General features: G+C 66.6%; 20 protein-coding genes and 2 pseudogenes. 10 read left to right on the top strand and 12 right to left on the bottom strand.

Going from position 1 to position 20,693, the window contains the following annotated elements; translation table 11 throughout:
• Window positions 1-17 precede the first annotated feature (17 nt).
• From AC3ISA_RS10140 to fliI, 3 genes are all read right to left on the bottom strand, one after another.
• The gene (locus tag AC3ISA_RS10140; RefSeq protein WP_489177792.1) at window positions 18-1,145 is read right to left on the bottom strand and encodes an endo-1,4-beta-xylanase; all 1,128 of its coding nucleotides are present in this window, start codon (window positions 1,143-1,145) and stop codon (window positions 18-20) included.
• A gap of 84 nt (window positions 1,146-1,229) precedes the next feature.
• A complete protein-coding gene (locus AC3ISA_RS10145; RefSeq protein WP_159846005.1) occupies window positions 1,230-1,640 on the bottom strand; it encodes a flagellar export protein FliJ in 411 nt (136 codons plus the stop codon).
• A 7-nt stretch (window positions 1,641-1,647) separates the two neighbouring features.
• Complete coding sequence (gene fliI / locus AC3ISA_RS10150) at window positions 1,648-2,991, bottom strand: flagellar protein export ATPase FliI (RefSeq protein WP_372692522.1); 1,344 nt, start codon at window positions 2,989-2,991, stop codon at window positions 1,648-1,650.
• Window positions 2,992-3,194: 203 nt separating this feature from the next.
• Here fliI and AC3ISA_RS10155 point away from each other — a divergent pair, with 203 nt between their 5' ends.
• A complete protein-coding gene (locus AC3ISA_RS10155) occupies window positions 3,195-4,685 on the top strand; it encodes a methyl-accepting chemotaxis protein (RefSeq protein ID WP_489177793.1) in 1,491 nt (496 codons plus the stop codon).
• A 145-nt stretch (window positions 4,686-4,830) separates the two neighbouring features.
• Here AC3ISA_RS10155 and AC3ISA_RS10160 read toward each other — a convergent pair whose 3' ends face one another.
• Window positions 4,831-5,733, bottom strand: coding sequence for an EamA family transporter (locus AC3ISA_RS10160; protein WP_489177794.1), 903 nt, complete (start codon window positions 5,731-5,733; stop codon window positions 4,831-4,833).
• 84 nt (window positions 5,734-5,817) lie between these two features.
• On the opposite strand from AC3ISA_RS10160, the gene AC3ISA_RS10165 reads away from it, so the two are divergent.
• From AC3ISA_RS10165 to AC3ISA_RS10200, 8 genes are all read left to right on the top strand, one after another.
• A complete protein-coding gene (locus AC3ISA_RS10165; RefSeq protein WP_489177795.1) occupies window positions 5,818-6,300 on the top strand; it encodes an Lrp/AsnC family transcriptional regulator in 483 nt (160 codons plus the stop codon).
• A gap of 261 nt (window positions 6,301-6,561) precedes the next feature.
• On the top strand, window positions 6,562-7,542 hold the full coding sequence (gene cysK, locus AC3ISA_RS10170; RefSeq protein ID WP_489180092.1) for a cysteine synthase A: 981 nt from the start codon (window positions 6,562-6,564) through the stop codon (window positions 7,540-7,542).
• 102 nt (window positions 7,543-7,644) lie between these two features.
• Window positions 7,645-8,229 carry a hypothetical protein gene (locus tag AC3ISA_RS10175; protein ID WP_489177796.1) on the top strand — a complete coding sequence of 195 codons (585 nt, stop codon included), beginning with the start codon at window positions 7,645-7,647 and terminating at the stop codon, window positions 8,227-8,229.
• Complete coding sequence (locus AC3ISA_RS10180; protein ID WP_489177797.1) at window positions 8,226-8,873, top strand: OmpA family protein; 648 nt, start codon at window positions 8,226-8,228, stop codon at window positions 8,871-8,873. Before AC3ISA_RS10175 ends, AC3ISA_RS10180 begins: the two co-directional genes overlap by 4 nt.
• A gap of 2 nt (window positions 8,874-8,875) precedes the next feature.
• A complete protein-coding gene (locus AC3ISA_RS10185; protein ID WP_372695245.1) occupies window positions 8,876-9,133 on the top strand; it encodes a hypothetical protein in 258 nt (85 codons plus the stop codon).
• A 42-nt stretch (window positions 9,134-9,175) separates the two neighbouring features.
• On the top strand, window positions 9,176-10,396 hold the full coding sequence (locus AC3ISA_RS10190; RefSeq protein WP_489177798.1) for a DUF2336 domain-containing protein: 1,221 nt from the start codon (window positions 9,176-9,178) through the stop codon (window positions 10,394-10,396).
• Between the two features lie 151 nt (window positions 10,397-10,547).
• Complete coding sequence (locus AC3ISA_RS10195) at window positions 10,548-10,985, top strand: Ros/MucR family transcriptional regulator (protein WP_159845967.1); 438 nt, start codon at window positions 10,548-10,550, stop codon at window positions 10,983-10,985.
• A gap of 238 nt (window positions 10,986-11,223) precedes the next feature.
• The gene (locus AC3ISA_RS10200; protein ID WP_489177799.1) at window positions 11,224-11,472 is read left to right on the top strand and encodes a hypothetical protein; all 249 of its coding nucleotides are present in this window, start codon (window positions 11,224-11,226) and stop codon (window positions 11,470-11,472) included.
• Window positions 11,473-11,553: 81 nt separating this feature from the next.
• Here AC3ISA_RS10200 and AC3ISA_RS10205 read toward each other — a convergent pair whose 3' ends face one another.
• The 6 genes from AC3ISA_RS10205 to AC3ISA_RS10230 form a co-directional block, all read right to left on the bottom strand.
• Window positions 11,554-12,669, bottom strand: a complete 1,116-nt coding sequence (locus AC3ISA_RS10205) for a DUF2336 domain-containing protein (protein WP_489177800.1) — start codon at window positions 12,667-12,669, stop codon at window positions 11,554-11,556.
• On the bottom strand, window positions 12,666-13,517 hold the full coding sequence (locus AC3ISA_RS10210; RefSeq protein WP_489177801.1) for a hypothetical protein: 852 nt from the start codon (window positions 13,515-13,517) through the stop codon (window positions 12,666-12,668). Before AC3ISA_RS10210 ends, AC3ISA_RS10205 begins: the two co-directional genes overlap by 4 nt.
• 92 nt (window positions 13,518-13,609) lie before the next feature.
• Window positions 13,610-14,650, bottom strand: a complete 1,041-nt coding sequence (locus tag AC3ISA_RS10215) for an ABC transporter substrate-binding protein (RefSeq protein ID WP_489177802.1) — start codon at window positions 14,648-14,650, stop codon at window positions 13,610-13,612.
• A 44-nt stretch (window positions 14,651-14,694) separates the two neighbouring features.
• On the bottom strand, window positions 14,695-15,669 hold the full coding sequence (locus tag AC3ISA_RS10220; protein ID WP_489177803.1) for an XcyI family restriction endonuclease: 975 nt from the start codon (window positions 15,667-15,669) through the stop codon (window positions 14,695-14,697).
• On the bottom strand, window positions 15,666-16,526 hold the full coding sequence (locus tag AC3ISA_RS10225; RefSeq protein ID WP_489177804.1) for a DNA-methyltransferase: 861 nt from the start codon (window positions 16,524-16,526) through the stop codon (window positions 15,666-15,668). Before AC3ISA_RS10225 ends, AC3ISA_RS10220 begins: the two co-directional genes overlap by 4 nt.
• A gap of 603 nt (window positions 16,527-17,129) precedes the next feature.
• Entirely contained in the window at window positions 17,130-17,333 is a 204-nt protein-coding gene (locus AC3ISA_RS10230) for a hypothetical protein (RefSeq protein WP_489177805.1), read from the bottom strand.
• Window positions 17,334-17,345: 12 nt separating this feature from the next.
• On the opposite strand from AC3ISA_RS10230, the gene AC3ISA_RS10235 reads away from it, so the two are divergent.
• Entirely contained in the window at window positions 17,346-20,156 is a 2,811-nt protein-coding gene (locus AC3ISA_RS10235) for a PAS domain S-box protein (protein ID WP_489177806.1), read from the top strand.
• 65 nt (window positions 20,157-20,221) lie between these two features.
• On the opposite strand, the pseudogene AC3ISA_RS10240 reads toward AC3ISA_RS10235, so the two are convergent.
• Together AC3ISA_RS10240 and AC3ISA_RS10245 are read right to left on the bottom strand one after the other, a co-directional pair.
• Window positions 20,222-20,374 (bottom strand): annotated as a pseudogene (locus tag AC3ISA_RS10240) (IS5/IS1182 family transposase); the annotation flags it as partial.
• Between the two features lie 21 nt (window positions 20,375-20,395).
• Window positions 20,396-20,602: pseudogene (locus AC3ISA_RS10245) on the bottom strand (transposase); the annotation flags it as partial.
• Window positions 20,603-20,693 lie beyond the last annotated feature (91 nt).

Here is a 20,693-nt window from a genome sequence, read left to right on the forward strand (position 1 = left end):
TACTGAGACGCCTGTGTTCAGGCGTGGGTCTTGAAGCCAGCCGCGATGGCGGCCGCCATCGGGTTGGGGCGGCCGAAGCTGTCGAAGGGCAGGGGCTTGTCCTTGCCGTCGTCCTTTTCGCCCTGGCGATACCAGCTGTCGGTGTCGCGCAGGCCCCAGACGGTGAAGGCGAACTGCTGGGCCCTGGGCAGGGCCGCGAAGGCCGAGGCCAGTTCGGTGACGCGCGCCCCTTGGGCCGCGATACGGTCGGCCTGGCTACGAAGATCCAGCCGGTTCTCGGTGCGCAGGGTGCAGTCCAGCTCCGACACATGGATCGGCAAGCCGAACTGGGCGACCTCGCGCATATAGGCGGCCATGACGCCTTCGGGAATGTCGATCCACAGGTGGGATTGCAGGCCCAGCCCCTGGAGCGGACAGCCGGCCTTCAGCAGGCGTTCGACAAGTTTCAGGAACTGCACACCCTTGGCCGGCACGCTTTCCTGATTGTATTCGTTCAGGAACAGCAGGGCTTGCGGATCGGCAATCCGGGCCTTTTCGAAGGCGCGCAGGATATAGCCGTCCTGGCCGTAACGGGCGCTCCAATGGCAGTCGCGCAGGGCAGAGCCGTCGTCCAGGATCGGCTCGTTGACCACGTCCCAGCTGCGGACCTTGCCGCGATAGCGACCGGCGACCGTTGCGATATAGCCGTCGAAGGCGCGGTCGAAGGCGGCATTGTCCAGGCCGGCGAAGGCCTCCTTGCCCTGCGAATACCAGATCAGGGTGTGGCCGTGCATCGCCATGCCGTTGGATTGGGCGAAGGCGGCGATGCGGTCGGTGCGGTCGAAGTTCGGATGGTCCAGGCCGTTGGCCAGGATGTATTCCATCTTCATCTCCCACTCGGGCGTGAGCTGGGAGACGTTGGCGCGGGCAAGCGTGACCCAGTCGGGGTCGTCGATATGGCTGGCCTTGATCGCCGTGCCGAAGGGGGCGGGCGAGATGGATTTCAGCGGCGGGACGTTGGGTGGCGTAGGCTCGGCCGAGGCGAAGCGGTCGCAGGCGGCGAGGGCGATGGGGGCGGCGAGGAGGGTGCGGCGGCTGAAGCCCTTCTCCCCTCGGGGGAGAAGGTGGCTCGCGGAGCGAGACGGATGAGGGGGCTGTGTGGTCATCCCTGATCTCTCATCTTGAGGTCGGCGCCCCCTCATCCGAGCCCTTCGGGCCCACCTTCTCCCCCGAGGGGAGAAGGAAGACCTCTATACGGCGCGCTTCCGCAGGCCCAGTTCGTCGAAGGCGGCGGTTTCGCGTTTGGCGATGGCGACCAACTGGCTGAGGCGGGTGGTCTCGGCGACGTGTTCGAACTTCTTCAGCTCTTCGAAGGCGCCGGTCAGGGCGTCGCGGGCGCCGGCTTCCTCGGCGTCGAGCACGGTCAGGTCGCCCTCGGCGGCGGCCTTGCGGGATTTCCAGCCGTTCAGATAGGCGCCCAGCATCATGCCGGCCTCGGCGTCCATGCGGGCGCGGTTGCGTTCGCCCTCGGCCTCGGCGTCCAGGACGGCGATGCGGATCTCGGCGTTGGCGCGGCGTTCGGTGATCTCGGCCAGGCGCTTCTGCAGCGTCTCGACCTCGTAGTTGGAGATGCGGATCAGGGATTGGGCCCAAGCGGTCATTTCGTCGTCACTCTCTGATCATGCCTTGATTGAGGATGTCCTCTAGCCGGGTAAAGGAATCGGAAAGACGCGTGGCGTCGTCCTTGTCCTGACCCAGAAAATCTTCCAGCGCGGGGTTCAGCGCGATGGCGCGGTCCACGATGGGGTCGGCGCCTGTGCGATAGGCGCCGATCTTGATCAGCTCTTCCATGTTCGCATAGGCCGACAGGCACTGACGCGCGCGCTTGTTCAGCTCGCGCTCGGGCGGGGTCTGGCAGGCGGGCATGGTGCGGCTGACGGACTTCAGCACGTCGATGGCGGGAAAGCGCCCGCGCTCGGCGATCTTGCGATCCATGACGATGTGTCCGTCCAGAATACCGCGCACGGCGTCGGCGATCGGCTCGTCATGGTCGCCGCCGTCCACCAGCACGGTGAACAGGGCGGTGATCGGCGCCGCCGTCGTGCCGTCAGGACGCACGGGGCCAGGGCCGGCGCGCTCCAGCAGCTTGGGCAGTTCGGTGAAGACGGTGGGGGTATAGCCCTTGGTCGTCGGCGGTTCGCCGGCGGCGAGACCGATCTCGCGCTGGGCCATCGCAAACCGGGTGACGCTGTCCATCAGGCACAGCACCTCCAGATCCTGATCGCGCAGATATTCGGCGATGGCCATCGTCATGTATGCCGACTGGCGGCGTTTCAGGGCCGGCTCGTCCGAGGTGGCGACCACGACGACGGCGCGTTTCAGCCCCTCTTCGCCTAGTGTCTCTTCCACGAACTCGCGCACCTCGCGGCCGCGTTCGCCGATCAGGCCGACCACGACGGCGTCGCAGGTCGCCTGTTTGGCCAGCATGGACAGCAGCACCGACTTGCCCACGCCCGACCCGGCGAAGATGCCCAGGCGCTGGCCCCGACAGGTGGTGGTGAAGACGTCCATGGCCCGCACGCCCAGGTCCAGACGCTCGCCGACACGGCCGCGCGAATGGGCGGGCGGGGGCGGGGCGCGCAGGGGATAGGGGGCCGGTCCTTGGGGCAGCGGACCCTTGCCGTCGATCGGCTGGCCGAAGGCGTCGATGATGCGGCCCAGCCAGGCGGTGGTGGGGCGCACGCTGGCGGCCTGGTCGATGATGCGGATGTCGGCGCCGGGGGCCACGCCCTCGACCGGGCCGAACGGCATCAACAGGGCCTTGGAATCGCGGAAACCGACGACCTCGGCCGGCAGGGGGGAATGGCCGCGCCGGCTGATCTCGGCCCGGGCGCCGACGGCGAGACGCGACAGGCCGCCGCGCGACTCGATCAGCAGGCCCGACACGCCCGCGACCTTGCCGGTCACGACCAGCGGATCGATCGCTTCGACGGCGGCGACGAGATTGCGCAAAGAAGACCCCAGGAACAGCCGTTGAGAGATGCGCCATCGTGGTTAACGAGCGGTGAAGGTTGGCGCGCGCGCCTGGGTTTAACGTAGAGTCCCTGAGTAGTCGTACGTGAGACTTTTCGACGGTCTCGAAACACTTCGGAAACGATTCGGGGCGCTACTATTGCAACCTGAACGGGCATCCGCCTGGGGGACGGGGTTGGGACATGTTTGCGAAACGACGGCTTGAACAGTCGCAGGCGCGGGATCGCCTGATTGACCTGGATGGCAAGATGGCCGCCATCGGCCGTTCCCAGGCGGTGATCGAGTTCAACCTGGACGGCACGATCATCGACGCCAACCCAAACCTTCTGACCACGATGGGTTACAGTCTGGACGAGATCCGGGGCGCCCATCACCGCCAGTTCATGGACCCGATCGAGGCCGCCTCGCCCGACTACGCCGCCTTCTGGCGCGAGTTGAACGCCGGCCAGTTCCTGGCGCGCAAGTTCCGGCGTCTGGCCAAGGGCGGGCGCGAGGTCTGGCTGCAGGCCTCCTACAACCCGGTCTTCGGTCCCGACGGACGGCCGACGAAAGTCATCAAACTGGCCATCGACATCACGGCCGCGGAACAGGAGGCCGCCCGCCGCGAGACCCAGCGGATCGAGGCGGAACAGGCGCAGAACTTGCTGGTAGAGGCCCTGGCCGGCGCCCTGGCGCGGCTGTCGGCGGGCGATCTGACGGCGCGGATCGATGCGCCGGTGCAGGGCGCGCATATCCGGGTGCGCGACGACTATAACGCCGCCGTCGAAAGCCTGCGTCAGACCCTGGGCCAGGCGCTGCGGGCCGTGTCGGGCCTGAGGGGCGGGGTGGGCGAAATCTCAAGCGCTTCGGACGACCTGTCGCGCCGCACCGAACAGCAGGCCGCCAGTCTGGAAGAGACGGCGGCGGCGCTGGACCAGATCACCGCCACGGTGAAACGCAGTGCGGACGGGGCAAAACAGGCCTCTTCGGCCGCCGTGGGCGCACGGGCTGAGGCCGACCGCTCGGGCGAGGTGGTGCGCCAGGCCATCGCCGCCATGGACGGCATCAAGCGCAGCTCGACCCAGATCAGCGACATCATTGGCGTGATCGACGAGATCGCCTTCCAGACCAATCTGCTGGCCCTGAACGCCGGGGTCGAGGCGGCGCGGGCGGGCGAGGCGGGGCGGGGTTTTGCGGTGGTCGCGTCCGAAGTGCGCGCCCTGGCCCAGCGTTCGGCAGAGGCCGCGAAACAGATCAAGACCCTGATCACCACCTCGGGCCACGAGGTGGCGCAAGGGGTGAACCTGGTCAACGAGACCGGGTCAGCCCTGTCGGCCATCGCGGTCAAGGTCGCCGAAATGGACGCCCTGATCTCCGAGATAGCCGCCTCGGCTCAGGAACAGGCCACGGGTCTGAGCCAGGTCAACAGCGCCGTCAATCAGATGGATCAGGTCACGCAACAGAACGCGGCGATGGTCGAGGAAACCACGGCCGCCGCCATGAGCCTGAAGACCGAGACCGAGCAACTGGCCCAACTGGTCGAACGGTTCGACACGGGCGAGGCGCCGGTTCAGACACGGGTCCACGACCTGTCGCAGGGTTCCGGCCCCGTCCCCCTCGCCCGCGAACGCGCCCGCATTCGCGCCTATGCGGGTGGGGCTTCAACATCAGCGTCGGGGTGGGATGAGTTCTGACGCCCCCTCCGCTCATCCCCGCGAAAGCGGGGACCCAGTTCTTTTGCGGGGCAGGGTGCGTGGGATCGGCGCCTTGACCGGACATAAACCGTCAAACGCCCAAAGCGCTGGGTCCCCGCTTTCGCGGGGATGAGCGGAATAAGGGTCAGGCCGGTTCGATCTGAACCCGGTCCGCTCGCGTCGTCGCAATGGCGCCGACCGAGGCCACGACGATGGCGGCGATGGCGAGCCACTGCTGGCCGGTCAGGTGTTCGTGCAGGATCAAGAGGCCGGCCAGGGCGCCGACGGCCGGCTCGGCGCTGAGCACGACGCCGAAGGTGCGTTTGGGGATGCTGCGCAGGGCGATCATTTCCAGCGAATAGGGCAGGGCGCTGGAGAATATCGCAACCGCCACGCCGGCCAGGATGATGGCCGGGTTCAACAGGGCCGCGCCCGCATGGGCCACGCCGAACGGCACGACGACGAACGCCGCGACCGTCATGCCCAGCGCCACGGACTGGCCCACATGGATGTGCGACAGCCGCTTGCCGAACACGATGTACAGCGCCCAGCACAGGCCGGCGAAGGCGGCCAGCGCCATGCCGACCGGATCCAGGGCGCCGGCGCCGGCCTTCAGCGGCAGCAGCAGGCCCAGGCCCAGCACCGCAAAGCCGATGCAGACGAAATGAATGGGTTTGCGCGAATGGATCAGGGCCAGGGTCAGCGGTCCCATGAACTCGATGGCGATGGCCAGGCCCAGCGGAATGGTGCGCAGCGACATGTAGAAGCTGAGGTTCATCGCCCCCAGCACGACGCCGTAAAGCGCGATGGCCCCCATATCCGCGCGGGTCAGCCGAAACCGCCACGGGCGGAACACCGCCACCAGCAGAAAGGCCGAAATCCCGACGCGATAGGCCGAGGTCCCCTCCGCCCCGATGATCGGGAACAGGGTCTTGGCGAAGGAGGTGCCGCCCGCCAGCGTCACCATGCCCGCGAACAGCGCCAGATAGGGGATCAGGCGCATCGCCAGCGGCGAGTTCAAATGGGTTTTCAGGGCCAGCGACGTCATGGCGTAAAGCTAGCGTAATGCCGCTTGCGCTTCCCGGCGATTTTCCGCTTGAATGCGCCCGAAATCGTCACGAAGGGCTATCAAATGACGAATTTCGTCACTCTCGATGATTTTGACCATCGGCTGCTGGCGCGGGTTCGGCGCAACAATCTGGAGCCCGCGCGGGTGACGGCCGAGGCGGTGGGGCTTTCGGAATCCGCCGTGCTGCGCCGCCTGCGTCGCCTGCGAGCCGAGGGGGTCATCGCCGCCGATGTCGCCGTGATCGATCCGGCCAGGGTCGAGCCGCGCATCGTCCTGCATGTCCAGGTCGAGATGAACACCCATGATCGCAAGGTGATGGAGGCCTTCCAGCGCGCCATGAAGGCCAGTCCCGAGGTGCAGGGCGCCTGGGACGTGACGGGCGAGACCGACTATCTGCTGACCGTCGCCGTCCGCTCGATGCAGGACTACGAGGTCTTCGGCATCCGCGAACTGATCCCCGAAAAGGGCGTGCGCGGCTTCAAGAGCATGATCGTCATCCGCGAGGTGGTCGGTTTCGATCCGGGGCGGGCGGTGCTGGAACGGTAGCGGTTTCTCATCGCCGTCATCCTCGGGCTCGACCCGAGGATCAGGCGCGGATCGGGCTGTGTGCTGATCCTGTCTCACCAGCGGCGGACCATCCGATCCTCGGGTCGAGCCCGAGGATGACGGGACTGAGAAATGGGATGGGGAAATCGGCGGGAGCGGAGATGGGGTGTCTTGTCAGAAATCCTCGCCCGCGCCCCCTTGCGGATCGCCGCCGTCGCCTATCTGTTAGCGCAACTGCATGATCCCATCGGAGACCTCCCCATGACCGACTTCAGCTACAACGCATCCCGCCATCTGAAGAAGGGCCGGGGCAAGGTGTATGACTCGATCGTCGACACCATCGGCGACACGCCTATCGTGCGCCTGCCGCGCCTGTCGGCCGAATATGGCGCCAAGGCCACGGTCCTGGCCAAGCTGGAGTTCTTCAACCCCATCGCCTCGGTCAAGGACCGGATCGGGGTAGCGATGGTCGAGGCGTTGCAGGAGGCGGGCAAGATCAATCAGGACACCGTCCTGGTCGAGCCGACCAGCGGCAACACCGGCATCGCCCTGGCCTTCGTGGCGGCGGCCAAGGGGTTGAAGCTGATCCTGGTCATGCCGGAAAGCATGTCCATCGAACGGCGCAAGATGCTGGCCCTGCTGGGCGCGCGGCTTGAGCTGACCCCGGCTGAAAAGGGCATGAAGGGCGCCATTGCGCGGGCGCAGGAACTGCTGGAGACGACGCCGAACTCGGTCAGCCCGTCGCAGTTCGAGAACCTGGCCAATCCCGCCATTCACCGGGTCACGACGGCCGAGGAAATCTGGAACGACACGGACGGGGCGGTGGACATCGTCATCGCCGGCGTCGGCACCGGCGGCACCATCTCGGGCGTCGGCCAAGCGCTGAAAGCCAAGAAAGCCTCGGTCAAGATGATCGCGGTCGAGCCGGAAGCCTCGCCGGTGCTGTCGGGCGGCGCGCCCGGCCCGCACAAGATCCAGGGCATCGGCGCGGGCTTTACGCCGGCCATCTATGATCCGTCGGTCGTGGACGGCGTCGAACAGGTCTCGAACGACGACAGTTTCGACATGGCGCGCAAGGCCGCCCGCGTCGAAGGTATCCCCGTCGGCATCAGCTCGGGCGCGGCCCTGACCGCCGCCTTCCGCCTGGCGGCGCTGGATGAGAATGCGGGCAAGACCATCGTGGTCATCATCCCGTCCTTCGCCGAGCGCTACCTGTCGACCGCGCTGTTTGAGGGCTTGTAAGCGGAGCCTTTTCACCGCTCGCGTGTTCGATCTCGGACGCGCGTGCGGCTCCGCTTGGGATGAGGGGCGACGCGCGGCGTATCAACAACGCCGGAGCGTTTCATGACTGTCGCCGCCCTTCGCCTGATCGCCGTCGCAGGGGCCTCGGCCCTGGCGCTCGCCGCCTGTTCGAACAACGACGACAAACAGGCGGTCGATCCGTCGATGTCGCCGGAACAGCAGGCGGCCGCCGCAGGCAACTCCCCCGTGACCGCCCAGGTGCGCCAGATCCGCAATGTGCCGGTGGACGTGCAGGGCGTGACGGATGTCGGGGCCACGGTGCGGGTCAAGAACGTCGATCTGGCCGAGGACGCCACCATCCTGGACGTCAGCATCTCGTTCGCCAGCGACATGACGAACAACGTCCAGATGGCGACCAACGCCACCTATATCGAACTGCCCAACGGCCAGAAGCTTCGCCTGAAGCCGCCCGAGGGCAATCCCAACATGAACATCGTCAAGGGCGACACGATGAACGGCCGGCTGGTCTTCATGGGCGCCGTGCCGTCCGGGGTGAACCAGATCTCGGTGGTGTTCAACGAAGGCTCGACGTCGGACAGCATCATCGGCCCGTTCCTGCGCATGACCATTCCGCTGACGGCCCAGGCGGCCCAGAATCCGACGCCGGCGGCAGGAGCGGCCGGATGACGAGACGACATGCGCCCGCCCTGGCGGCGGCGCTGTTGGCCGCCGGTCTGACGCCGAGCGTGGTCTCGGCCATGACGGTGCGCCTGATGAGCGGCAGCGCCATCGGCACGATCTCGACCTTCGAGAAGGACATGACCGCGCCCCAGTCCACCTTCGCCAAGGCGGGGCCGGACAGCGAACTGGAGAGCGTCTTCGTCTCGTCCGAGGTGTCGCCCGAACGGGTCGAGACGACGCGCAGCCTGCTGACCGAGCTGAATGCGCGACGCAGCGACGGGGTGATCGTGATCGACCTGCCGGCCGACGTGCTGTTCGACTTCGACAAGGCGACGATTCGGGCCGACGCCGAGCCGGCCCTGACGCGGGCGGGGGAGCTGCTGAAGAGCTATCCCGACGCCCAGGTCAGCATCGGCGGCCATACCGACGCCAAGGGCGACGACGCCTATAACGAAGGCCTGTCGCTGAGGCGTGCGCGAGCGGTGGCGGCGCGGCTGCAAGGTCCCGCCGGACGCACCCTGGGCGCGCAAGGGTTCGGGGAGCGCCAGCCGGTGGCTCCGAACGCCAGGCCCGACGGCTCGGACGATCCCGACGGACGTCAGAAGAACCGCCGCGTCGAAATCCGCATCACCCCGAAACCGGGAGGCTGAACATGGCCCTGATTTCTTGCCCCGCCTGCGCGCGTCAGGTGTCCGAGGCGGCCGTCGCCTGTCCCAACTGCGGTCATCCGATCGCGGGTGAGAGGGGCGGTGCGGGCGGCACGTTCAAACAGGCGCTGACGCGGCCGGAGGCGGTCAAGAGCGGCTTCACCGTGCTGGGCGTCTTCGTCGCCGCGCCGTGGATCGCGCGGGTTCTGGCGGTCGTGGCCTTCGTGATCCTGGCCATCGTGGTAGTGGTCAACAAGAGCTGAAGGCTCACGCCCGGTTAACCGCTGGCGCCTAAGAGTGGGCCAATGGGCGAACTGTCAGCCATGATGGGGGAAGAGGCGACGCCGCAACCGCCGCTGCGCGCACGCCGTGCGCTGCTTAAGCGGCTGGCCGATGTCGTGTCGCTTCCCGCCAGCCGGATCAACGCCTTCGAGCGGTCCGTCACCGGCGATCTGCTGGTCGAGATGCTGCGTCTGGCGTCGCGCGAGGAGCGCCGTCGGGTCGCCTCGCGGTTGGCGCCTTTGGCCGAACTGCCCAACAGCGTGGCGCGCCTGCTGCTGCGCGACGAGGCCGAGATCGCGGGCCTGCTGATCGAACAATGCGCCTCCCTCAGCGACGCCGACATCGTCGGCTGTGCGCGCGACGCCAGTTTCGAGCACCGCCTGCTGATCGCGGCGCGGCGCGGACTGTCCGAGATCGTGACCGAGACCCTGTTCACCTTCGGCGAGATGGAGGTGATCGAGGCGGTGCTGCGCAACAAGACCGCGCGCCTGTCGCAGGTCGGGATCGAGGCGGTGGTGGGCCTGAGCCGCCCGTCGCCGAACCTGTGCGGCCTGTTGCTGAAACGGCCCGAACTCAGGCCGTCGGGCGCCTATGTCATGTTCTGGTGGTGCGCGGCCGAGGATCGCCGCACCATCCTGCAGCGGTTCGCCGTGTCGCGCGAAGTCATGCAGGAGGCGTCCGAGGACGTCTTCCCCATGGCCGCCGACGAGGGATGGGCCGATCCGGTGGCGCGCAAGGCGTTGCAGTTCATCGAGCGTCGCCAGCGCAATCGCGCCGCCATCGCCAAGAGCCCGTTCGACAGTCTGGAACAGGCCGTCATGGTCGCCGCGCGCGACGGGCTGACGCGCGAGACGGCGTCCGAGATCGCCTTCCTGGCCGGGGTCAAGCCGCTGACGGGGGCCAAGCTGCTGGGCGATCCGGGGGGCGAGCCGCTGGCGATCCTGTGCAAGGCGACGGGGATGTCGCGCACCGACCTGACGAACCTGTGGCGCTCGATGCGGCGGCCCGAGACGGCGGCGGACGGCACGATCCATCCCGATTGGGAACGGGTGCAGATCACCTATGAGATGCTGGCGGTCGACCGGGCGCAGACGGTCCTGCGTTACTGGAACTGGTCTCTATCCTCGGCCCTGACGCCGTCCTTGCTGCGCGCCATACGCGACGGCGAGGATGATATGGTCGATGAATATTCGGCGCCCGAACGCGCGGCGATGATGGTGCTGGCCGAAGACTTCGGCCGCTGATCCTAACCACTACATGTATTTTCGGTAACGTGCGCATTGCACCGCTTGGGCGCGTGTTTGCTTTCAAGTGGAAACAACCCTATGAGGATATAGGGATGTCTCGACTGGAGAATCAGTCGAGCGCACATGGATCATGAAAGCGATGTCGACAATGGAAGATAAGCCCGAACTGCTAGAGATGACTGCGGACATCGTGTCGGCCTACGTCGGCAACAACTCCGTCTCGGCAGAGGCCCTGCCGGCGCTTATCGCCAATATTCACGCCGCCCTGTCGGGTGTTTCCAATGGTCCGGTCGAAGCCGAGCCCGAGCCCAAGGAACCGGCCGTGCCGATCCGCAAGTCGATCGCGCCGGACTTCCTGATCTGTCTGGAAGACGGCCGCAAGTTCAAGTCGTTGAAGCGTCACCTGCGCACCAAATACGACATGAGCCCCGAAGATTACCGCGCCAAATGGGGTCTGCCGAAAGACTATCCCATGGTCGCCCCGAACTACGCCAAGGCGCGTTCGGAACTGGCCAAGTCGATGGGCCTGGGCCAGGGCGGCCGCAAGCCCGCCCGCGCCGCAACGACGGCGCGCGCCAAGAAATAAGCCGGATCTTTTTCGGTGTGAGGACGCCCGCTTCCGAAAGGAGGCGGGCGTTTTTGCTTTGGGGCGGCGCCCGATCTTTCTCCCTCCCCCTGCGGGGGAGGGTGGCTGAGGCGCAGCCGAAGCCGGGTGGGGGCGGCAGGGCGATGCACCGCAGATGCTGGGGTGTCGATAGAGCAGCATAGTCATGTGCGCCTCACCGCAGTTTTTTAGGAGGCGGTGGTGCGTTTGACGTTGAGTGTTGGCCTATCGCGTCTGTGCGAGACCACTGGCGCCAACACTTGAAGAAGCACCGGAAACCTGTTGCGACGAACTGGTTGATGAGGCTGTCGATCAGGCCGGGACCGTAGTCAGCCAGGCGTTGATGAGTGCGTTGATGACGGTCATCCGTCTCTCCTTCCAAAAGAAAGGATCGATGCTCCATCACTTCGAAATCTCGCAACGCGGCCTGTTGTGCGGTGCGGTCCTGACAACACCCAGCTTCGATTGAGTGCGTCCGTGCTGGGCCGCCCCCACCCGGTCGCTGCGCGACCACCCTCCCCGGAACGGGGAGGGAGAGGTCTGTGCTGCTTTACGCCGCCTGTGCTGTGCGGCGCATGCGCCAGAAGCGCAGGGTGCGAAGGGCGGCGTCGCGGGTCAGTTCGCCGTACATGCGGCCGTAGGCGGCGGCCTTGCCCATCGGATTGTCCTCGGCGCCCAGGACGGCGACGGCGTAGGTCAGATAGACGGCGCGGTCCATGTCGGCCGCCTTGCAGACCACCGACAGGGCGTCCAGGTCCTTGCGCTCGACGATGCCGCGCGCGGTGTGGAAGTCGATGTCGGCCAGTTTGGACAGGGCGATCAGGAAGGGCGTGCGGCCGTTCGAGCGCAGGAAGCGGATCAGCACCTGGGGTGTCAGCTGGCCGGCGGCCTTCAGCTCGTCCACATAGGCCAGGTTTTCGGCATAGTCGGCGGGCAGGGCGCCGTCGTCGGTGGCGACCCGCGTGCGGCCGGCGGCCAGGGCCGCCTCCAGCAGGTCGGGGTCCATGCGGGCGTTCTGTTCCAGGATCTGGTGACGCAGCCGGGCCTCGACGACGAAATACATCTCGTTCAGCAGGTCGGCGGGCAGGCTCTGGCGCTCGACCGTGGCGGCGTGCAGGGCCGGATTGGCCTTGGCGCGTTCGACGGCGGTCTCTGACGCCGCGCGCGACAGGCGGGCGCCGTCGTTGCGCAACAGGGCGTCCAGGGTGTCGTCGTCGCCGCGCTCGACGATGATGTCGGACACGGCCTCGGACACGACGGCGCGGCCCGAGACGGCGCGCAGATGACCCTGGCCGCGCTTGCGCACGACGTGGATCAGGTCTTCGTCGGTCAGGACGCTGGAGGCGCGCAGCACCTGTTCGGCGACCTCCAGCTCGTCGTCGGCGAAGCGACGGATCAGGCTGTGGGGGGCGTTGGGCGCCTCGGCGAACCGGGCGGCCAGTTCGGCGCGGACCGCGACCTCCATCTCGTCGGACAGCTTGGCCAGGACCGAGCCGTAGAGGTCGGTCTCGTTGGCGTTGTGGTCGGGAACGCCGAAGAAGTGGTCGGTCAGTTCGCGTAGCAGCAGGCGGCGCTTCTCGCTGGACTCCTCGCCGGCCAGGGCGATCAGCTGCGGCAGGCGTGAGCCGGGGATCACGGCAGGTTCGATCACGGCTTGATCGCTCATGGCAGGTTGTCGGCTTCGGTCTGGGGCACGGCGCGCAGCGAGCCGTTGGCGTTGCGGATCATGGCCGGCGGACCGTCCGGCTGGGCCAGGTCGTTCGAGCGCGGCGTCTGGGTCATCTCGACCGGCAGGGCGTCCAGATAGGTCTGCTGCGGCGCGGGGATGGCGTCGGGATGACGGCCGGCCTGGCGGTGGACCGAATAGTAGCGGGCGCTGTTGTCGCCGGTCGGGGCCATCTGGGCCGCCTGCTGATTGGCGGCGACGGCGGCGGCGTCCACGGGAACGCCGGCCTGGGGGCGTTGCAGGCGATAGATGGGGGCGTCGCGGCGCGGGGCCATGGGGTCGGCGACGGCCGTCTGGGCGGCGGGTTCGACCGGTTGCGGCTGGGGCTCGGGGGCGGCCTGGACCACCGTCTGCTGCCGGGCGGGCGCGGGCGCAGCCTCGGCTTGCGGTTGCGGTTGGCTCTGGACCGGCTCGGGCGCCTGCGGTTGAGGCGCGGGGGTGTAGGGGGCAGGGGCGGCTTGCACGGGGGCAGGGGCGGGCTGGCCCATCCAGGCGCTGGCGGGCGTCAGGCCGTTGCTGCGCGGTGTGGCGGTGGAGGGTGCGGGCGCCAGGCGGGCCAAAGGAATGGCGCCGGGGATGGTGCGGTTGGCGGCGACGACGGTCGGTTGCGGCGCCTCTGGCCGCGTCACGGCGGGCGTAGGAACGGACCGCGCGGCGACCGGCGGCTTGCCCGGCCACGACAGGTAGCGCAGGCCGGATGGATTGGTCGACGCCTGCTGGGCGACGGCGGCGCTGGCCAGCGCGCTGGCGGCGGTAATGACTGTTGTTAAGACGAGGGCGCGGCGCAAGGCGGCTCTCCGGTGAGGAATTGCAGCCCGCACACTAGGGTTCGACCACTTAATCCCGCGCTAACGCCACGGCAGGTTTCGGCGAAGGCGCGTCAGCCGCGACCGGGCAGATAGTTGTCGGTGAAGGCGTCGCGCCAGTTCAGCCCCGCCTCATAGACGCCGGCCTGGGAGGTGACGTCGAAGAAGGCCTGCCAGCGTTCCGTGGTCAGGGCGCCCAGGCCATAGAGGGCGGCGTCGCCCCCATCGACGATGGCGTTGTCGCGTAAACGTTCGCGGGCCTGATCCAGGACGGCTTGCGTCATGTCCGGGTTGTCCTTGCGGATCAGGGCGTCGGCGGCCGAGGCGTCGCCTCGAATATAGTCGCGCCACCCCTCGGCCGAGGCGGCGATGAAGCTGCGCAAGGCCGCGCCATTGTCGCGGGCGAAGGCGTTGGGCGCCAGGACCATGGCGGCGTAGGAGGGATAGCCCTCGTCGGCCATCAGGAAGACCCGGGGGTCGAAATCGGCCGCCTGTTCGATGGCGTAGGGATCGCTGGTCAGATAGCCCTGCTGCACCGCGCGCGTGTTGGCGATGAAGGCGGCGGGGTCGTAGGCGTAGGGGCGCAGCTGCTCGTCGGTGAAGCCGTAGCGGGCTTTCAGCCAGACCCAGAAGGTTGCGATGGCGGTATCGGACAGCAGGAAGGGGCGGCCGGTCAGGTCGGCGATGGTTTCCAGCGCGTCGTCGGGATGGGCCATCAGGACCTGCGGATCCTTCTGGAAGAAGGCGGCGACGGCCTTCACCGGGGCGCCGGCCGCGACCAGGTTCATCGGGATGAAGCTGTTGGAGCCCATGCCCAGTTCGACGGCGCCCGAGGCCAGCAGGCGCGGCACGTTCACGCCGGGACCGCCCTGGACGATCTGGACGTTCAGCCCGCGCTTCTCATAGGCCCCGCTGGCCAGGGCCTGATAGAAGCCGCCCTGTTCGGCCTGGGCGCGCCAGTCGGTGGCGAAACGCAGACGCACGCGACCCTGTTCGTCCACCGGCGCCTCGACCCGACCGCAGGCCCGAAGCCCCACAGCGCCCGCCGCCACGGCCGCACCGCCCGCGATCAAGGCGCGGCGGCGGGTCAGCAGGCGATTCCCCGGTACAGTCATGCGCCTGACTTACGAGGGGATAGGGGCGTTGGGAAGGCGCGGGTTCAGTCGGGGTCCGCGATGCCGGTCAATGAGATCACGCGATCTCTAAAGTCGAGGAATTCTACGCCTTCCTCTCGGATGATGTCGGAGATGCGGTAGAAGCGGTTGGTGCTGGGGGATTCCTGCTTAGCGAGTGCGACATCGATCTTGTCCACATTCACGACGGTCCAGCATTCCACGAAGCCAGCGCTCTTGGCTTTCTGGTGGCTCTTTTCGGCCTCGCCGATTCGGTTGTGAATATTCGAAAAGTCCGAGCCCGCCTTCACCTCAATGGCGATGAGTTGTCGATACGAACCTGACGACATCGCTGCACGGATGATGATGTCGGGGTCTGGTGCGAACTCGATAAAGACCGCTCGACCGGCCGCATTCTTCAGTTCGATCCTGGTGTCGGTGCTGCTGACGACGGAAGACGCGACGATGTCGTGGATCGCGTTGAACACGGTCTTGATGCCCGCGACGCCCTTTCTGACATTGGCGCCGCCTCGCAACTGCGGGCCGAGAGTCAGTAGGGTCAGATCGTCGAGAAGACCTGCACTGATCTTCTTGCTTCCGATGGCGGACAGCAGCACGGCCCCCGCCTGGCACAGGGCGTCACAGGCGGATGGAAGGTCTGCAAGGACTGCAGGAGCGACGACGCCCTTTTCTTCCATTCTTTTGAGCCGGCCGAAGCCGGTCGCCGACGTGTAGAATTCCTTCTGACTGAACCCATACAGAAGTCGATAGTAGCCGATCAGCCTGGGATTTTCCTTCAGGACCGCCGGAACGGGGAACATCATCTCGCCTCGCAGGCCGTGGCCGGCCAGGATCGCCAGGCTATGGGGCGGGACGTGCGTGGCGAGTTCCTGGTCGATCGCCGGAATGCTCAGAGATTTGACCGTGCGGCTCAGTGCGTTCTGCAAGAGCGCGTCACGAATGCCGGAAAGGGACGTCGCGAAATCGACCTGGGTTTCGGGCATCGGCAGGACGAACGTCATGCCGCGATCTTGACGATCTTGCTTTCGCCCTCCGACAGGCGTTCAGCCGCCAACTTCACGTATTTGGGATTGAGTTCGATCCCCAGATATTCCCGGCCCAGGTTCTGGGCGACCAAGCCTACCGTGCCTGATCCGAAGAAGGGGTCGAGCACATACTGGCCGGGCTTGGTGGACGCCTTGATGCACGGTTCGATCAGTTTCGAAGGGAAAGTCGCGAAGTGCGCACCTGGAAACGCCTGGGTGTTAATATTCCAAACCGAACGAAGGTTGCGGCCATTGGGTTCGATGACGGCAAGTCTGTCGTAAGAGTATTTTTCCGACTTGGTTAACATGAAGATGTATTCGTGCGCACGTGTCGGCCGATCTCTGACGCTTTCCGGCATTGCATTTGGCTTGTTCCAAATGATGTCGGCGCGAAGATACCATCCATCGTCTTGCAGCGCGAAGGCGAGCCTCCAAGGTATGCCGAGCAGATCTTTGGACTTAAGCCCGTCTGGCGTGTTCGGTCTGACGCTCATTGCGCGCGCGGGGTTCTTCTTGTCCGGCGCGCGCCAGCCTCGGTTCCCGCTGGTGTATCCGTCCCCGATGTTCAGCCAGAATACGCCGTCGTCAGCCAGAACGCGTCGGGCCTCTCTAAACACTGACCGAAGGCTGGCGATGAATTCCGGCAGGGTCTCTTCGAGGCCGATCTGGTCGTCCGTGTCATAATCACGCAGCCCCCAGTATGGCGGGGATGTCACGATGGTCTGAATGCTTTCCGAAGGCAGCCGACGCAGGGTCGTCAGCGCATCGCCCTCGTAAATTGCCGAACCCGACAGTGGCAGTTTCGCCGGTCGTATGACCTTGGTGGTGCGCATTCGATCCCCGATTCAAGGTGAATCAATATAGCGGCCAAAAGGGTCTTTGGTCGATCACAAAGCGGGTGTTTGCGGTGCGTGCGCAGATGGCCGGCGCCCCAATTGAGCGAGGGAACGAAGCGTGCGGGCAAGCCCGTGCTCTTCGTCCCCTCGCCAAGTCCGGGTTGGACTTGGCCGTTCGGGTCGGGGCCTTGGCGTCAGCGTCGTTTCGGGCGAACCCGAAAGGGCGGTCGGCTGTACTCGTCGCGCTCCTGGTCTTGGGCGTCCCACGGCGTTTTCGTCCGCGTCGTCCCTCGATCCCGATCCGGTTCTCCGGTTCCTTGTCGATCCTGAGACCGTCGAGAACTGAAGCCTGGATCCCGCCTACCGCACGTTACGATCCGAAGATCGCCCGATCGCGCCGGGTCGGAGAGCCGGGCCGGTTCGCTTGATGTCCGGGGTCTCCCCTGGATTTCCGCGCCGCCGTGTCCCTTGGCCTGTTGACGTTCCGATGAAACCGGCTATGAGGCAAGCGCCCGATCTCGCCCCGGTGTGCACGACTGGCCCGGCGGCGGTGGACAAGCCTGTGAACATCGGTGGACGGATCAAATTCGCGGTTGCGGATCAGCGTCTTGCCTTGTCCACAGAAACGCGGCGATAGACGACTGTGTCCGGCGCCGGACGGATCGATTGCAACCGGTCGCCGTGCTTTGTGTTTTGTGAAACCAAGACCGCTGTCTTTGGGGAAAGTGCTTGCCCGATAACGTCTCCAGCCAGGCCGAGAAAGCCGGGATCGATCGCGATCATCTGACTCAGATGTTCGCCCATGCGCCTGGGTTCATGGCGTTGCTGGTCGGGGCGGATCACCGGTTCGAGCTGACCAATCCCAATTATCAAAAGCTGATCGGCCATCGCGAGGTCTTGGGGCGCACGGTGGCGCAGACGCTGGCCGATGCGGTCGACCAAGGCTATCTGGATCTGCTGGACCGCGTGTATCGCTCAGGCGAGCCGCACCGGGCCGAGGGCGCGCTGTTTGCCGTTCAGGCCGAGCCGAACGGCGAGCCGGTGGATCGCTACGTCGATTTCGTCTTTCAGCCCCTGAAGGACGCGAGCGGTCAGGTCTGGGGCATCTTCGTTCAGGGCGTGGACGTCACGGAACGGCATCAGGCGGCCAAGGCGCTGGCGGTCAGCGAGGCGCGATACGGCGCCCTGTTCGCGGCCATGGCGACGGGATTCTGCGTCATCGAGATGAAGTTCGACGCGGCGGATCGGCCGGTCGATTACAAGATCGTCGAGGGCAACCAGGCGTTCGAGGCGATGACCGGCCTGGTCGATCCTTACGGCAAATGGGTCAGCGAGATCGCACCGGGGCTGGAGCAGCACTGGTTCGATCTTTACGGCGGCGTGGCGCGCACGGGACAGCCGGCGCGGTTTGAAAACCCCGCCGACATCTTCGGCCGCTGGTACGACGTGCAGGCGCTGCGCATCGGTCAGCCGGGCGCCTGGCAGGTCGCGATCCTGTTCAACAACATCACCGAGCGCAAACAGAGCGAGGCGCGTCAGAACGCCCTGCTGGAGCTGAACGACGCCATCCGCGACCTGACCGACCCCGGCGAGATCGCCCAGGCGTCCGCCCAGGTTCTGGCCCAGACGATGGGCGTCAGCCGCGCGGGATACGGCACGGTGGACACGGTCGGCGAGACCATCACCATCGCGCGCGACTTCAACCAGCCGGGCGTGAGCAGCATCGCCGGCACCCTGGCCTTCCGCGAGCATGGCTCCTACATCGAGAACATCAAGCGCGGCGAGACGGTGACCATCGCCGACGTGGCGCTGGATCCCCGCACGGCCGCGACGGCGGAGGTGCTGAAGCGGATCAGCGCCGGGTCGTTCGTCAACATGCCGCTGATGGAGCAGGGCCGGGTCGTGGCCATGGTCTTCGTCAACCATGCGACGGCGCGCCATTACAGCGACAGCGACCTGCGCCTGATGCGCGACGTGGCCGAACGGGTGCGGTCAGCGACCGAGCGCGCCAGGAGCGAGGCCGCCCTGCGCGACAGCGAGGCCCAGTTCCGGGTCTTCGCCCAGGCCACGCCGATCCAGATCTGGGCCAGCTGGGCGGATGGGTCGCTGTATTGGTTTAACCCCCAGGTCTATGCCTATACCGGCCAGAAGGATGGCGATCTGGACGGGGCGGAGGGGTGGATCAGCAATGTTCACCCCGAAGATGCGCAACGGGCGATCGAGACCTGGTCCCGAGCGCTGGCGAGCGGCCAGGTCTATGAGACCGAGTTTCGCGTGCGTCGGCACGACGGGGTCTATCGCACCTTCATGGTGCGGGCCGAGCCGGTCCACGACGAGGAGGGCCGGATTACCCGCTGGGTCGGGTCCAACACCGATATCGAGGATCTGCGCAGCCAGGCGGCCGAACTGGCGATGTTCAACGAGACGCTGGAAGACCAGGTCGCAGAGCGCACCGCCTCGCTGATGCAGGCAGAGGAGGCGCTGCGCCAGAGCCAGAAGATGGAGGCGGTGGGCCAGCTGACGGGCGGCATCGCCCACGACTTCAACAACCTGCTGGCGGGGATCAGCGGCAGTCTGGAAATCATCTCCAACCGCATCGCCCAAGGGCGGCACAACGACGTGGAGCGGTTCACCGTCGCCGCCCAGGGCGCGGCCAAGCGGGCGGCGGCCCTGACGCACCGGCTGCTGGCCTTCTCGCGGCGCCAGACCCTGGATCCCAAGCCGACCGATCCCAACCGCCTGATCCGCGGGATGGAGGAGCTGGTCCGGCGCACGACGGGGCCGGGCATCCATGTCGAGGTGGTCGCCGGCGCCGGCCTGTGGCCCGTGCTGATCGATGCGCACCAGTTGGAAAACGCGGTGCTGAACCTGTGCATCAACGCGCGTGACGCCATGCCGGGCGGCGGGCGGCTGACCATCGAGACCGGCAACCGATGGATCGACGCGCGCACGGCCAAGGCCCAGGATCTGGACCCCGGCCAGTATGTCTCCATCTGCGTCAGCGACACCGGCTCCGGCATGGCGCCGGAGGTCGCGGCGCGGGCGTTCGAGCCCTTCTTCACCACCAAGCCGCTGGGCGAGGGGACGGGGCTGGGCCTGTCGATGATCTATGGCTTCGTGCGCCAGTCGGGCGGACAGGTGCGGATCTATTCCGAGCCGGGGCAGGGGGCGATGGTCTGCCTTTACCTGCCGCGCCACCACGGCGCGGTCGAGGAGGGCGAGGCGGTTCCCGAGGTCGAGGAGGCCCCGCGCGCCCAGGCGGGCGAAACAGTCATGGTCGTGGACGACGAGCCTACGGTGCGGATGCTGGTCGCCGAAATCCTGCACGAGCTGGGCTATCAGTGCATCGAGGCCTCGGACGGGGCGGCGGGGCTGAAGCTGCTGAACTCAGAGGCGCGGATCGACCTGCTGGTCACCGACGTGGGCCTGCCCGGCGGGATGAACGGGCGTCAGATGGCGGACGCCGCACGGTTGGAGCGGCCGGACCTGAAGGTGCTGTTCATCACCGGCTATGCCGAGAATGCGGTGGTCGGCAACGGCTACCTGGACCCCGGCATGCACGTCATGACCAAGCCCTTCGCCATGGAGGCGCTGGGCAGCCGAATTCGTGAGCTGATCGAGAGCTGACCCCCCATCTCCCGCTCATCCCGGCGAAAGCCGGGATGAGCGGAAAGGTAAGGGGATGGTGCCCAGGTTCTGGACTCATAAGTTCTGAGCCAAAATCTTGTTGAAGCGAGCAGTACGGCGGCGAGGAAGTTGCGGACGAGTTTGTCGAAGCGGGTGGCGACGCGTCAGAAGTGGCTGAGCTTGCAGAAGTAGCGCTCGACGACGTTTCGGTGTCGGTAGATGGCGGGGTCGATAATGGCCTGGGCTTCATGGCCTCGGTCGGCGACCAGAGCCTTGGCGGGTTTGAGGCCGTCGATCAGGGCCTCAACGGCGGCCTTGTCCGATGCCTGACCGGCCGAGAGCACGATCCGCAACGGCAGGCCGTCCTGATCGACCAGGGCGTTGATCTTGGTGCTCAGTCCTCCACGAGAACGGCCGATGGCGTGATCCGGACCCCCTTTTTCCACCGGCGGCGTGCTGGTGGGCCCGGATGATCGAACTGTCGATCACGGCGAGCTGGCAGACAAGGCCTCGAACACCCGGATTCAGACGTCATTC

It is taken from the genome of Brevundimonas sp. KH_058 (assembly GCF_057838505.1).